Below are 14,013 nucleotides of genomic sequence, written 5' to 3' on the forward strand. Positions count from 1 at the left end.
GTGTGGGTGTTCAGTTAGCCTAACGCGGCCATCTCGGCGCGGATTCCGGCACAGCTGCCCACCAAGACTGGCTCCCCGGTGAGCATGGAGGTCTATGCCCGACGGTTCCCCTCTCCCAGCGGGCAGGTGTGCGCGGAGCAGACAAAAAGGGCCCCGGCGGCTGGAAAATCCAGCTGCCGGGGCCCTTCAGTCAAAGAATTACAGTCCCGCGTACACTTCGCGGAGCAGCGTGGCGGTCTCGGATGGCGTCTTGCCCACCTTGACCCCGGCAGCCTCGAGGGCTTCCTTCTTGGCCTGCGCCGTTCCGGCGGAGCCGGAGACGATGGCGCCGGCGTGGCCCATGGTCTTGCCCTCGGGAGCGGTGAAGCCTGCCACGTAGCCGACAACGGGCTTGGTGACGTTGGCCTTGATGAACTCGGCGGCACGCTCTTCAGCGTCGCCCCCGATTTCGCCGATCATGACGATGGCCTTCGTTTCGGGGTCCGCCTCGAACGCAGCGAGTGCGTCGATGTGGGTGGTCCCCACGATGGGGTCACCGCCGATGCCGATGGCGGTCGAGAAGCCCAGATCGCGCAGCTCGAACATCATCTGGTAGGTCAGGGTGCCCGACTTGGAGACGAGGCCCACGCCACCCTTGCCGGTGATGTTCGCCGGGGTGATGCCGACCAGGGACTCGCCCGGTGTGATGATACCGGGGCAGTTGGGTCCGATAATCCGGGTGACCTGGTTGCCGTCGGCATCGACCTTGGACTGGGCAAGTGCCCAGAACTCGGCCGAATCCTGCACGGGGACGCCTTCGGTGATGATGACGACGAGCCCGATGCCGGCCTCGATCGCCTCAACGACTGCATCCTTGGTGAAGGCTGGGGGCACGAACACGATGGAGACGTCGGCGCCGGTTTCCGTCATGGCTTCGCTGACCTTGCCGAAGACCGGCAGGGTGACGTCGCCGTGGGTGACTGTGGTGCCAGCCTTGCGGGCGTTGACTCCACCGACCACCTGGGTACCAGCGGCGAGCATCAGAGCGGTGTGCTTGGTGCCTTCGCCGCCGGTGATGCCCTGCACAATGACCTTGGAGTCTTTGTTGAGAAAGATTGACATACGTTATTCCTTAATCCTTTGGACCCGGCAGGTTCGTTAGCCGGGAAGTGCAGGCTCGATCAGCGGGCGGCGTAAGCCAGTTCGGCAGCCTTGTCGGCGCCTTCATCCATGGTGTCGGCGAGGGTGACCATCGGGTGGTTTGCCTCGGCGAGGATGCGGCGGCCTTCTTCAACGTTGTTGCCGTCGAGGCGGACTACCAGTGGCTTGTTTTCCTTGTCACCGAGGATTTGGAGCGCCTCAACAATGCCGTTGGCGACGGCGTCACACGCAGTGATGCCACCGAAGACGTTCACGAACACACTCTTGACCTGGGGATCGTTCAGGATGACGTCGAGTCCTGCGGCCATGACGGCCGCTGAGGCTCCACCGCCGATGTCCAGGAAGTTGGCGGGCCGCACGTTGCCGTGCGCTTCGCCGGCGTAGGCAACGACGTCGAGCGTCGACATGACCAGACCGGCACCGTTGCCGATGATTCCCACTTCGCCGTCGAGCTTGACGTAGTTGAGGTCGTTGGCCTTAGCTTTGGCCTCGAGGGGATCGGCTTCATCCTGATCCTCCAGGGCCGCGTGGCCTGCCTGACGGAATCCTGCGTTCTCGTCGATGGTGACCTTGCCGTCGAGGGCAATGATGTCGCCGTTTCCGGTCTTCACCAGCGGGTTGACCTCCACCAGGGTGGCGTCTTCCTTGACGAAGACGTCCCACAGCTTGATGATCGCGTTGATCACACCGTCGTGCAGCTCGGGGGCGAACCCTGCCGTCTCGACAATTTCGCGGGCCTTCGCCTGGTCGATGCCGACGGCGGGGTCCACGGCAATGCGGGCGAGCGCCTCGGGGCGCTCGACGGCCAGCTGCTCAATCTCCACGCCACCTTCAACCGAGCACATGGCCAGATAGTTGCGGTTGGACCGGTCCAGCAGTACCGAGAAGTAGTACTCCTCGGCGATGTCAGCGCCCTGCGCGATCATCACCTTGTGGACGGTGTGGCCCTTGATGTCCATGCCCAGGATGTCAGAGGCATACTTGAACGCCTCGTCAGGGGTCTTCGCGACTTTGACGCCGCCCGCCTTGCCGCGGCCACCAACTTTGACTTGAGCCTTGACGACGACGACGCCGCCAATCTTCTCGGCTGCCGCCTTTGCTTCCTCGGGGGTATGCGCCACGATGCCGGCGAGCACGGGTACTCCGTGTGCCTCAAAAAGATCGCGCGCCTGATATTCGAACAGATCCACAGGCCAGTGTCCTTCTACGTCGAAGTAGGTTTACACAGGGAACTTTAGTCCCTTGGCGTTCAGCGCCTCTCACAGACTACCGGTTTAGTGACCAAGGGCACACTTCTATGGTTTGTAGAAAAGTCAGGTGATGAGCTAGGGAACTAACCCGTCTTCGTGAGCGGCGCGTACCGCAGCAGCAGGCGCTTCTCCCCGACGTCGAACGACACCTTCGCGACCGTCTTGTCCCCATTCCCCTCGACGGCCAGGACTGTCCCGTTGCCGAAGCTGGTGTGGTTGACGCTGTCCCCCACAGCCACTGACAGGACTTCCTTCTGGGGCTGGACCCGCCCGACGACGGAGGCGGACCGGGTGGGCAACCCGCGCCCGGTGTCGTCGCTCGCGGCGCCGGCACCCCAGTAGGATCCACTGAATTTGTTGCCCCCACCGATGGCGCCACCACCACCCCACATCGGCCCGGAGGCGCCCTCACGTTTCCAGGTGATGAGTTCGCTGGGTACTTCTCCGACAAACTGCGACGCCGGGTTGTATTGGCTCTGGCCCCACATGCTGCGGACCTCGGACCGGGTGATGTAGAGCCGTTTCCGGGCGCGGGTCAGCCCCACATAGGCGAGCCGGCGCTCCTCGGCCAGTTCCTTCGGGTCGGTGGCCGAGCGCTGGTGCGGGAAGATGCCCTGCTCCATGCCGGTCAGGAACACCACGGGAAATTCGAGCCCCTTCGCGGTGTGCAGGGTCATCAGGGTGACCACGCCCAAACGTTTCGCCTCGGCCACCGCCTGTTCCACCTCGGCGGCAGAACCTTCGGGAGCGTCGGGAATCTGGTCGGCGTCGGCCACCAGGGAGACCTGCTCCAGGAAGTCTCCCAGCGTTCCTTCGGGGTTGTCCTGTTCGTACTCGCGGACCACCGCCACCAGTTCCGCAAGGTTCTCCACCCGCGACTCGTCCTGCGGATCGTTGCTTAGCCGCAGCTGCGCCAGGTAGCCGGTCTGTTCCAGCACCGCTTCGAGTGCTGCTGAGGCACCCGACCCGTCGGCCACCTCGGCGAGGTCGTCGATGAGTTTCACGAACCCGTTGACCGCGTTCATCGACCGGGTGGCCAGTCCCGGCGCCTCGTCCGCCCGGCGGAGGGCCGCCATGAAGGACATCCGTTCCCGTTCGGCGAGTGCCGCGACGGCGTATTCGGCGCGGTCGCCGATCCCCCGCTTGGGTTCGTTGAGGATCCGGCGGAGGTTGACGACGTCGTCCTGGTTGACGAGCACCCGCAGGTAGGCGAGGGCGTCCTTGATTTCCTTGCGCTCGTAGAACCGGGTGCCGCCCACCACCTTGTAGGGAAGGCCCACGCGCATCAGGATTTCCTCGATGGAGCGGGACTGGGCGTTGGTGCGGTAGAAGATCGCCACGTCGCCGGGGAGGAGCCCGTCCTCATCCTGCAGCCGGTCGATTTCCTCGGCGATAAACCGGGCTTCCTCGTGCTCGTTCTCCCCCACATAGCCCACGATCGGCTCGCCGTCACCCTCGGCGGTCCACAGCTTCTTGTCGGGGCGGTCGGGGTTGCGGGAGATCACCGCGTTGGCGGCGCTGAGGATGGTCTGGGTGGACCGGTAGTTCTGTTCGAGCAGGATGGTCCGGGCGTTGGGGTAGTCATTCTCGAATTCGACGATGTTCCGGACGTCGGCTCCGCGGAACGCGTAGATGGACTGGTCCGAGTCGCCCACCACGGTGAGCTCGGCGAGCGGAATAGTGTCGCCGTCCTCGCTGGGATCCTGGGTGATTCCGACGATCTCCCGCACCAGGGCGTACTGGGCGTGGTTGGTGTCCTGGTACTCGTCCACCAGGACGTGCCGGAACCGGCGGCGGTAGTAGTCAGCCACACCGGGGAAGGCCCTGAACATGTAGACGGTCTGGGCGATCAGGTCGTCGAAGTCCATCGCGTTGGCCTGGCGCATCCGCTGCGCGTACCCCTTGTAGACCTCGGCAACCGCCTGCTCGAACGGGTCGGAGTAGTTGGCTGAGCTGGCGTAGCTTTCCTCGTCGATCAGCTCATTCTTGAGCGCCGAGATTTTGTGCTGGATGGATTTCGGGGTGAACCGTTTGGGGTCCAGGTCCAACCCCTTGGCCACCAGGGTGACGAGCCGCAGGGTATCGGCTGAATCGTAGATCGAGAAGTTGGAGTTCAGGCCCACCGATGCCGCCTCGCGCCGCAAAATCCTGACGCAGGACGAGTGGAAGGTGGAGATCCACATGCGTTTGGCAACATCTCCGACCAGGGCTTCGATGCGTTCACGCATCTCGGCTGCAGCCTTGTTGGTAAAGGTGATGGCCAGGATTCCGCCGTGATGGGCCCGGCCCGTGGCCAGGAGGTAGGCGATCCGATGGCTGAGGACCCGGGTCTTTCCGGAGCCCGCACCGGCCACAATCAGCAGCGGCGATCCGCTGTGGCGCACCGCTTCCTCCTGCTGCGGGTTCAGGCCCACCAGCAGTTCGCGTGCCCGCGCGTCGTCCCGCCGACCACCACTGGAATGGGGCGCGTCGACAGAACCGGTGGCGGCGGCGAGCCGCGCGGACGCCGTCGTACGCCCCTTGGAGGTGGCGGGAGATGAACCGAGGTGTGGGTCGAAAAGCATATCCATGGTGCCATCAAGTCTAGTTGCTGGCTCTGACGAAACAGGTGTTGCCGCTTTGTGCTCCAACGCAGGACGCCCGCCGGTTCCAGAAGAACCGACGGGCGCCGAGAGGCTGGAGGAAGCAACGACTAGGGCTTGGCCTCTTCGATATCGTCAGCGTCGATACCGAGCTGCAGCAGTTTGCCGCTCTTGCGGTCGGCCAGGTAGGCCTTCATCTCGCGCTTGATGACCGGCAGCAGCAGGTAGACGCCGAGCAGGTTCACGAACGCACAGACGAACAGTGCGGCGTCGGCGAAGTTCAGGACCTGGGTGAAGGTCAGTACCGTTCCGACAACGGTGAAGAAGAGGAATACGCACTTGTAGATAATCTCGGACACCTTGCTGCGGCCGAAGAGATATTCCCAGGCCTTGAGTCCGTAGTAGGACCACGTGATCAGGGTCGAGAAGGCGAAGAGTGCAACAGCGATGGCCAGAACGATCGGGAACCAGGAGATGACGGTCGCGAAGGCATCCGAGGTGAGGATGACGCCGTCGGGGGCGTCGCCGCCGCCCTGGACCTGGTCGATACCTGCCTGCAGGCTCGGTGCGCTGGCAATGATGATGGTGAGTGCGGTCATGGTACAGATGACCACCGTGTCGATCAGCGGTTCGAACATCGCCACGAAGCCTTCGCTGACTGGGCGCCGGGTCTTGACTGCCGAGTGGGCGATCGCTGCGGAGCCGAGGCCCGCCTCGTTGGAGAACGCAGCACGCTGGAAGCCAACGATCATGACGCCGATGAAGCCACCGGCCATACCTGCTGGGGCAAACGCGCCCTCGATAATCGAGGCAAACGCCGCCGGGACATTGCCTATGTTGACGATGATGACGAAGAGGCAAGCTGTGATGTACACGGCTGCCATAGCGGGCACCAGCCGGCTGGTGGTCGCGCCGATGGACTTGATGCCGCCGAGGATCACTGCGCCTACCAGCGCCGCGAGGACGAGACCGAAGATGAGGGCTGCACCGGCGCTGCCGAGGAATCCTTCTTCACCGCCGGTCACGTTCTGCACCTGAGCGAAGGTCTGGTTGGCCTGGAACATGTTGCCGCCAGCCACACCAAAGATGAGGATAGCGACGGCGAAGATACCCGTCAGGATCTTTGCGGGCAGGCGACCGAACTTCTCGAAGGCGATGGGGAGGTACTTGAAAGGGCCACCGCTGACGGTGCCGTCAGCGTGGACCTCGCGGTACTTCACGCCGAGCGTACATTCAGCGAACTTGGTGGCCATGCCAAGGAGACCCGCAAGGATCATCCAGAAGGTGGCGCCCGGGCCACCAAGGGCCATGGCAGCGCCAACACCGGCGATGTTGCCAAGCCCCACGGTGCCGGACAGCGCGGAGGTGAGCGCTTGGAAATGCGGCACTTCTCCGGGGTCGTCCTTTGAGGAATACCGGCCTCTGACCACTTCGTAGGAGACCTTAAGGTGTCGAAACTGGGCGAACCCGAAGTAGATCGTGAAGATGATGCCTGCGGCGATCAGCCACGCGACAACGACGGGAAAGCTGATGTCCCCAATGGTGATGGGGAAGAACACGATGTTGGAGAACACCTCGGTTACGGGCGCGAAGACCGAATCTATCGCGTCCTCGACCGACGCGAGCCATCCGACTTCGTCCGCAACGCTGGTCATAGGTAGAGCTTGGTTAATTGCCATCTAATAAAACAACCCCAGAAGGCGTTGTGTTTGCAATCACAGACGCCCATAACGCGAAAATGACGCCAAAACGTAACGTACTTCACAGATGACCCTCAGTTATGCATGCTGTAACGCTGTTCAGCGGGGATAATTGGGGAATGTCCAAGACCCGAGCACAGATCGCCAGGAAGCATGGGACCGCTGCTGCCGGCATCCCTCAGACGACGCCGGCTGCTCCCCGCAGCAACGGAAACATGGTCCTGATCGCCGCCGCGGTCACGGCTGTACTGCTGTTCGGGTACTACCACCTCCTTTCCCTCGGCCAGATGAGTCAGCTCGCCGACGGGCTGACCATGCCCGACATGATGTTCGGTGGCTACGGCGCAGGATACGTCGCGGACCTGCAGGCGGCGATGGACGACGACGCCCTCAGCCAGTTGAGCTACCTCCACAAAACCGCAGGCACCCTGTTCCCGCTCATTTTTGGCATCGCCTGGCTCCTGCTGATCCAGCTGAACGTCGACCGCCGCTGGCTCCGCTGGGTCCTCTGGACGCCGCCGCTGCTCTTCGCCGTGGTGGACCTGTGGGAGAACGTGGCAATAGATTCGCTGCTGGCCGCTGGGGCGCCCGACGGCGGTCAGGTGGCACTTGCCTCGGCGCTGACCGTAGCGCGCTGGGCACTCCTCGGATTGTCCTGCGTTGCGGGCCTGTTGGCGGTGCTACTTCCGGCCGGAGTGCGCGGCAAGGCCCTGGCACCGCCGACCGGCCAGGATGGGGCCTCGCCGGAAAGCAGGTAAGCTAATACCGCTGTACCCGCCTCTGTAGCTCAGTAGGATAGAGCGTCCCTCTCCTAAAGGGAAGGTCGTCGGTTCGATTCCGGCCAGGGGCACCAACGCGATGGGTGGCTGATGACCAGTTTTGCGCAGTATCGCCTCACCGCCACCGGAACACTTCTCGGTTACCTCGACGGCTCCTGGTCGGTGGATCGCACTCTGCAGGACCTGTCTTCCGGCTTGTCAGGCACCTTCAGTGGGATTGCCACCTTTGCTCCCGACGACGACGGCGCTCTCCTCCACAGCGAGCGCGGCACCCTGGTCTGGGCTGGGTACTCCCCCGCTCCGGCGACCCGGGAATTGCTCTGGCGGGCAGCAGGGTCTGCGCCTTCGGCTGAGGTGTTCTTCCCGGATGGCCGCTACTTCCACGGCCTCGACCTCACCACCGGGGAGGATTCGCCGGTGCATCAGTGCGCGCCCGATGTCTATCGGGGGCACTTTGTGCTGGTGGATGCGGAGAGCTGGCGGTACACCTGGCGGGTCAGCGGACCGGCGAAGGACCTGGTGTTGGAGACCCGACTTCGCAGGATGAACGAAACCAAGTCGTGGGGAAGCGGTCCACCCGCGTAATGTCTGGGCCTATGACCCATCTGTTCGTCCGCCGAGTGCCTCAACTGCTGATTGGCCTGTTCTGCTATGGCTTCGCCATTGCCATGATGATCAAGGCTGGAATCGGCGTCTCGCCGTGGGACGTCCTGGGGCAGGGCACCGCACTACAAACTGGCCTCCCGTTCGGCGTCGCCACCAATATCATCGGCCTGCTGGTACTCCTGTTGTGGATCCCCATCCGACAGAAGCCGGGCGTCGGGACCGTCCTCAACGTTGCCCTGGTGGGGCCCAGCGCCGAGGTGGGCCTGGCGGTACTCCCGGCACCCACCGAGCTGTGGGCGCAGATCCTTTTCTTTGCCGGCGGGCTCACCCTGCTGGCCCTGGCGACCGGGCTCTACATCGGGGCACGGATGGGCCCCGGACCCCGGGACGGGCTGATGACCGGCATCAACCGGAAGTGGGGCTGGAAGATCTGGAAGGTGCGGACGGTGATCGAGTTGACGGTCCTCACCATCGGGTGGGTCCTCGGCGGCACGGTCGGCGTCGGAACCGTCGCGTTTGCCCTCCTGATCGGCCCGATGGTGAATGCAGCACTACCGCTGCTCCACATTCCCGATCCTCGCCCCCGCGGCGGGTCGGCAGGCAACACCGCCCCCGCCACCTGAACGGCGTCCCCTTACCGGTGACCTAGAGCCCCGGAACCACGACCTTCTTGACCGCGAACTGGGTGCGGTGCAGTTCCGCGTACCGGCCACCACGCTCCAGCAGTTCATCGTGGTTGCCTCGCTCGGCGATCTGACCATCCTCGATCACCAGAATCTGGTCCGCGCTGCGGATGGTCGAGAGCCGGTGCGCGATGACGATCGCGGTTCGGCCCTCAAGGGCTTCGCTGAGCGCTGCCTGCACTGCAGCCTCGGAGGTCGAGTCGAGTGCGGCCGTCGCCTCGTCGAGGATGACCACCCGCGGCTGGGCCAGCAGGAGCCTGGCGATCGTCATCCGCTGGCGTTCACCGCCGGAAAGCCGGTAGCCCCGCTCCCCCACCATGGTGTCCAGCTGGTCAGGGAGGGACCGGATCAGTGGCTCCAACCGGGCCCGCCGGATGGCATCCCAGATCTCGTCAGTCGTCGCTTCGGGCCGGGCCAACAACAGGTTGGATTTGATGGTTTCGTGGAAAAGGTGGCCATCCTGGGTGACCATGCCCATGGTGTGGCGGAGCGACTCGAAGGTCACGTCCCGCACATCGGTGCCGGCCAGTCGGACGGCTCCGCTGTCGACGTCGTACAGCCGTGCCAGCAGTTGGGCGATCGTCGACTTCCCGGCCCCCGAAGAGCCCACGAGGGCGATGGTCTGCCCGGGCTCCACCCGGAAGGACACCCCGTGCAGCACTTCCTCGCCGCCGCGGGTGTCCAGGGTGGCGACCTCTTCGAGGGAGGCAAGCGAAACCTTGTCCGCCGAGGGGTAGGCGAACCGGACATCGTCGAACTCCACCGACACCGGACCGTCGGGGATGGTGCCGGCCTGCGGCTTTTCCTTGATCAGGGGGTCCAGGTCGAGGACCTCGAACACCCGCTCGAAGCTCACCAGCGCGCTCATGATTTCCACCCGGGCGTTCGCCAGGTTGGTCAAGGGTGCGTACAGGCGGGTCAGCAGCAGCGCGAGCGTCACCACTTCACCGGTGTTCAGCGCCCCGCCGAGGGCAAGTGCGCCGCCCAGGCCGTACACCAGGGCAAGTGCCAGCGCCGATACCAGCATCAGCGCTGTCACGAAGACCCATTGCAGCATGGCCATGCGCACGCCGATGTCGCGGACCCGCGCGGCGCGGACAGCGAATTCGTGCGACTCCTCCTGTGGGCGGCCGAACAGTTTGACCAGGGTGGCTCCGGGTGCGGAGAAGCGCTCGGTCATCTGGGTGCTCATCGCCGAGTTGTGGTCGGCGGCTTCGCGGCGCAGGGCGGCGAGACGGTTGCCCATCCGGCGGGCGGGGAGCAGGAAGATGGGCAGCATCACCACGGCCAGCACGGTGACCAGGACCGACGTCGTCAGCATGACGATCAGCGTCAGTGCCAGCGCCACGATGTTGCTGACCACCCCGGAGAGGGTGCCGCTGAAAGCCTGCTGGGCGCCGATCACATCATTGTTCAGCCTGCTGACCAGGGCGCCGGTCCGCGTGCGGGTGAAGAAGGCGATGGGCATTTTCTGCACATGATCGAATACCTTGGTGCGCAGGTCGAGGATGACTCCCTCACCGATGCGGGAGGAGTACCACCGGGTGGCCATGCTCACCACCGCGTCGGCCACCGCCACCAGCGCGATGACGACGGCGAGCCACACCACTGTCTCCAGTCCGGTGCCAGCGATGATCTCGTTGACCACCTGCCCGGCCAGGACCGGCGTCGCGACGGCGAGGAAGGCCGACACCACTGACAGCGCGATAAAGAAGATCAGTTTGGTCCGGTAGGGCACAGCGAACGCGAGGATCCGCTTCAGCGTTTCCTTCGAGAATTTGTTGTTGCTGTCCTTGGCGGTGGAAATCCGGTAAAGGGAGTTCCAGGCCGCGCCTTCCATACTCATGTACTAGCCTCCATTGCTCAGGCCTTCAGCTTATGCCCGCAACCGCGGCGGTGCGCGGGTCGGGAACCGGGGTTGGCCAGATCACACGGGTCTCCGGAACTAATTTCGCTGAGGGCTTTGTTGCACTATGTGGCTCCCCGCTTTGTGCCAGCCCAACCCGGCGCGGTAGAACGGCAAGAGACCTCTCAACACCCTCCAGTCATTAAGGACCCAGCAATGAACACCCGTCGTCTTTCAATCCTTGGCGCAGCCGCCGCTCTTACCCTCGCCCTGGCCGCCTGCGGTGGCGGCGAGCAGTCGTCGGAAGGTTCGTCTGACAGCGCGTCCGCTGGACCCACCACGCTCCAGGAGATCCAGGACGCGGGAGTCATCACCGTCGGCACCGAGGGCACCTACCGTCCCTTCACCTTCCACGAGGACGGGGTCGGCGACCTGACCGGGTTCGACGTCGAGGTCATCACCGCCGTCGCCGCTGAACTCGGTGTTGAAGCAGAGTTCGAGGAAACGCAGTGGGACGCCATCTTCGCAGGACTGGACGCCGGCCGGTTCGACGTCATCGCCAACCAGGTGTCCATCACCGATGAGCGCCTGGAAACCTACGACTTCTCTGACCCCTACACGGTCAGCACCGGTGTCATCGTGACCACCGCCGACAACACCGAGATCACCTCCTTCGAGGACCTTGAGGGTAAGACCACTGCCCAGTCGCTGACCAGCAACTGGCACACGCTGGCGCAGGAAAGCGGCGCCGAGATCGAGGCAGTCGAAGGGTGGGCGCAGTCAGTGACCCTGCTTGAGCAGGGACGGGTCGACGCCACCATCAACGACACGCTAACCTACCTGGACTACCAGCAGACCAACCCCACCGATGCGATCAAGATTGCCGCCGAAACCGATGAGGAGTCGCTGAGCGCCTTCGCCTTCACCAAGGGCAGCGACGACCTGATTGCCGCCGTCGATGAGGCGCTCGCCTCCCTGCGCGCAGACGGTACGCTTGCCGAGATCTCGGAGAAGTACTTCGGCTCCGACGTCACCGAATAGCACCGGCTAGGTACACGGAGGAACACCATCGACTGGACACTGTTCTGGGATTCGCTCGGCCCGCTGGTCCTGGCTGGGCTGACAGGCACCATCCCACTGTCCCTAGCGTCGTTTGTCCTCGGCCTGCTTCTGGCGTTGCTGATCGCCCTGATGCGGTTGAGCAGCAACCGGTTCGCGTCAGGAGTGGCCAGGACGTACGTATCGATCATCAGGGGTACCCCCCTGTTGGTGCAGCTGTTCGTCATCTTCTACGGCCTGCCGTCAATCGGCGTGGTGATTCCTCCCTGGCCGAGCGCCATCATCGCGTTCTCCCTGAATGTGGCGGGTTATGCGGCCGAGATTATCCGCGCAGCGATCCTGTCGGTGCCCAAAGGCCAGTGGGAGGCGGGGCACACCATCGGGATGTCACGCGCCCGCACGATGCGCCGCATCATCCTGCCCCAGGCCGCCCGCGTCTCGGTCCCGCCGCTGTCCAACACTTTTATCAGCCTCGTGAAGGACACCTCCCTTGCATCGCTGATCCTGGTGACCGAGCTGTTCAGGCAGGCAGAGGAAATCGCTGCGTTCAGCCAGCAATTCATGTTGTTGTATCTGGAGGCCGCACTGGTCTACTGGGTGTTCTGCCTCGCCCTTTCCAGCGGGCAGTCCTACCTGGAGAAGAGGTTGGATCGCTATGTCGCACACTGAACCCACCAGCGCCACCGGCCAGCAGGGCAACCTGCTGACGGTCACCGGCCTGAACAAGTCCTTTGGCGAGAATGTCGTGCTGAAGTCGATTGACCTTGCCGTCCAGCCGGGGCGCGTGACGGCGCTGATCGGCCCGTCCGGTTCCGGCAAAACCACTGTACTGAGGTGCCTCAATGGGCTTGAAACTCCCGACGGCGGTGTCGTCTCGATTGCCGGCGGCCCGTCCCTGGACTTCGGCGGCCAGGTCAAAACGAAGGACCTGTCGGCGCTGCGGGACCAGAGTGCCATGGTCTTTCAGCACTACAACCTGTTTCCCCACATGACCGTTCTGGAGAATGTGATCGAGGGACCGGTACAGGTGAAGAAAACCCGCCGGGCCGACGCCATCCGGGACGCCGAGTCGCTGCTGGCACGGGTGGGGCTGGCCGACAAGAAAGACCAGTACCCGTTCGAGCTCTCGGGCGGGCAACAGCAGCGGGTCGGTATTGTCCGCGCCCTGGCCCTCAAGCCCGCACTGCTGCTGTTCGATGAGCCCACCTCGGCACTCGACCCGGAATTGGTGGGTGAGGTGTTGACCGTGATCAAGGAACTCGCCGACGAACGGTGGACCATGGTGATCGTCACCCATGAGCTGGCGTTCGCCCGCGAAGTCGCCGATGAGGTGGTCTTCATGGACGGCGGCGTGGTGATTGAACGCGGGCATCCCGACACCGTGTTGCGCGCCCCCCGGGAGGAGCGCACCAAACGATTCGTGCAGCGCCTCCTTCACCCATTCTGATCCACGTATCACTGCACCCGTCAGGAGATCGACGATGCCCCAGCTCACCGCTGGCCAGCTAGAGGACGCCCACCAGTGGCGCAGCTTCCGCGAGCGCCGGGACACGTCCCTGGCTGCGGAGCATGGCTGGCTGACCCTCACCTCGTTGCAGTGGCTTCCGGCCCAGCCTGCGCCCCTTGATCTGGTGCCAGGGAACTGGAGCGCCAGCGAACCCGGCAACGGTCCAGGCGCGGTCCTCACGGCTGCGGCACGGGACGGTTTGACCATGGTCAGCACCGGCCTGCCGGTCGACGGAACCGTCACTCTGGCATTGGCCGACGGCGATTCCGTCAACTGGGTGCGCCACCATGACACCGTGGTGGAACTCGCTGTTCGCGGGAACCGCTACGTGGTCCGTACGCGGGACAACACCGCGCCCACGTACACCGGGTTCGACGGCGTACCGGTCTACGACTACACACCCGGCGCCGTGACCGAGGGCAGCTACACGGCCTACCCGGAACCCCGCGAGACCCCCATCACGACCGCCCACCCCGAGGTCCCCGACGTCATGCGGGCCACCGGAACTGTTTCCTTCACCCTCGGCGGTGTTGCCCACACCCTCATCGCGGAACAGCAGCAGGAGGGATCGCTGAAGGTAGCCTTCCACGACGAAACAAACGACCACGCGACCGCCGCGTGGCGCTTCCTCAGCACCGACCGGGTGACCCCCGGCGGGCTGGTTACCCTCGACTTCAACCGGTCGCTGAACTACCCGAGCGCCTTCACGCCCTTTGGCACCTGCCCCATGCCGGTGGAGGGGAACCGGGTGGGCGTCCCGGTGGAGGCCGGGGAACGCCGCCCCGACTGACCGGGCCTGCCGTCACCGTCACCGTCGCCGTCGCCGTCGATCCCCGCCTAACCCGCTCCGGTGAGGAAAAT

The 14,013-nt window shown here is 64.3% G+C and carries 12 protein-coding genes and 1 tRNA gene; 8 read left to right on the forward strand and 5 right to left on the reverse strand.

The genetic code is table 11. The features are described 5' to 3' along the window. Positions 1 to 198 precede the first annotated feature (198 nt). From sucD to IWX62_RS10170, 4 genes are all read right to left on the reverse strand, one after another. Positions 199 to 1,101, reverse strand: coding sequence for a succinate--CoA ligase subunit alpha (gene sucD, locus IWX62_RS10155; RefSeq protein WP_196841300.1), 903 nt, complete (start codon positions 1,099 to 1,101; stop codon positions 199 to 201). A gap of 59 nt (positions 1,102 to 1,160) precedes the next feature. Then, positions 1,161 to 2,330, reverse strand: coding sequence for an ADP-forming succinate--CoA ligase subunit beta (gene sucC, locus IWX62_RS10160; RefSeq protein ID WP_196841301.1), 1,170 nt, complete (start codon positions 2,328 to 2,330; stop codon positions 1,161 to 1,163). Positions 2,331 to 2,473: 143 nt separating this feature from the next. Continuing rightward, the gene (gene pcrA / locus IWX62_RS10165) at positions 2,474 to 4,954 is read right to left on the reverse strand and encodes a DNA helicase PcrA (protein WP_196841354.1); all 2,481 of its coding nucleotides are present in this window, start codon (positions 4,952 to 4,954) and stop codon (positions 2,474 to 2,476) included. 128 nt (positions 4,955 to 5,082) lie between these two features. Then, positions 5,083 to 6,627, reverse strand: a complete 1,545-nt coding sequence (locus tag IWX62_RS10170) for an alanine/glycine:cation symporter family protein (RefSeq protein ID WP_333483350.1) — start codon at positions 6,625 to 6,627, stop codon at positions 5,083 to 5,085. A gap of 164 nt (positions 6,628 to 6,791) precedes the next feature. Here IWX62_RS10170 and IWX62_RS10175 point away from each other — a divergent pair, with 164 nt between their 5' ends. The 4 genes from IWX62_RS10175 to yczE all read left to right on the forward strand — a co-directional run bounded on the left by IWX62_RS10175 (position 6,792) and on the right by yczE (position 8,680). Further along, complete coding sequence (locus IWX62_RS10175) at positions 6,792 to 7,430, forward strand: hypothetical protein (protein WP_196841303.1); 639 nt, start codon at positions 6,792 to 6,794, stop codon at positions 7,428 to 7,430. An 18-nt stretch (positions 7,431 to 7,448) separates the two neighbouring features. Then, positions 7,449 to 7,525: transfer RNA gene (locus tag IWX62_RS10180), tRNA-Arg, on the forward strand. 16 nt (positions 7,526 to 7,541) lie between these two features. After that, entirely contained in the window at positions 7,542 to 8,036 is a 495-nt protein-coding gene (locus IWX62_RS10185; RefSeq protein WP_196841304.1) for a DUF6314 family protein, read from the forward strand. Positions 8,037 to 8,047: 11 nt separating this feature from the next. Beyond that, entirely contained in the window at positions 8,048 to 8,680 is a 633-nt protein-coding gene (gene yczE, locus IWX62_RS10190) for a membrane protein YczE (RefSeq protein WP_196841305.1), read from the forward strand. A 22-nt stretch (positions 8,681 to 8,702) separates the two neighbouring features. Here yczE and IWX62_RS10195 read toward each other — a convergent pair whose 3' ends face one another. Further along, positions 8,703 to 10,586 carry an ABC transporter ATP-binding protein gene (locus IWX62_RS10195; RefSeq protein ID WP_196841306.1) on the reverse strand — a complete coding sequence of 628 codons (1,884 nt, stop codon included), beginning with the start codon at positions 10,584 to 10,586 and terminating at the stop codon, positions 8,703 to 8,705. A gap of 216 nt (positions 10,587 to 10,802) precedes the next feature. Between IWX62_RS10195 and IWX62_RS10200 the strand changes: the two genes are divergently transcribed. From IWX62_RS10200 to IWX62_RS10215, 4 genes are read left to right on the forward strand one after another with little or no spacing between them, the layout of a single operon-like run. Beyond that, positions 10,803 to 11,627, forward strand: coding sequence for an amino acid ABC transporter substrate-binding protein (locus tag IWX62_RS10200; protein WP_196841307.1), 825 nt, complete (start codon positions 10,803 to 10,805; stop codon positions 11,625 to 11,627). A 27-nt stretch (positions 11,628 to 11,654) separates the two neighbouring features. Continuing rightward, positions 11,655 to 12,314 carry an amino acid ABC transporter permease gene (locus tag IWX62_RS10205; protein ID WP_196841355.1) on the forward strand — a complete coding sequence of 220 codons (660 nt, stop codon included), beginning with the start codon at positions 11,655 to 11,657 and terminating at the stop codon, positions 12,312 to 12,314. Continuing rightward, entirely contained in the window at positions 12,301 to 13,092 is a 792-nt protein-coding gene (locus IWX62_RS10210; protein WP_333483351.1) for an amino acid ABC transporter ATP-binding protein, read from the forward strand. The genes IWX62_RS10205 and IWX62_RS10210 overlap by 14 nt, the downstream gene beginning before the upstream one ends. A 34-nt stretch (positions 13,093 to 13,126) precedes the next feature. Beyond that, positions 13,127 to 13,942, forward strand: a complete 816-nt coding sequence (locus IWX62_RS10215; protein ID WP_196841308.1) for a DUF1684 domain-containing protein — start codon at positions 13,127 to 13,129, stop codon at positions 13,940 to 13,942. The last annotated feature ends 71 nt before the right edge of the window (positions 13,943 to 14,013 follow it).

Origin of the sequence: Arthrobacter sp. CAN_A1, from assembly GCF_015751665.1 — a bacterium.
GTDB lineage: Bacteria > Actinomycetota > Actinomycetes > Actinomycetales > Micrococcaceae > Arthrobacter_D.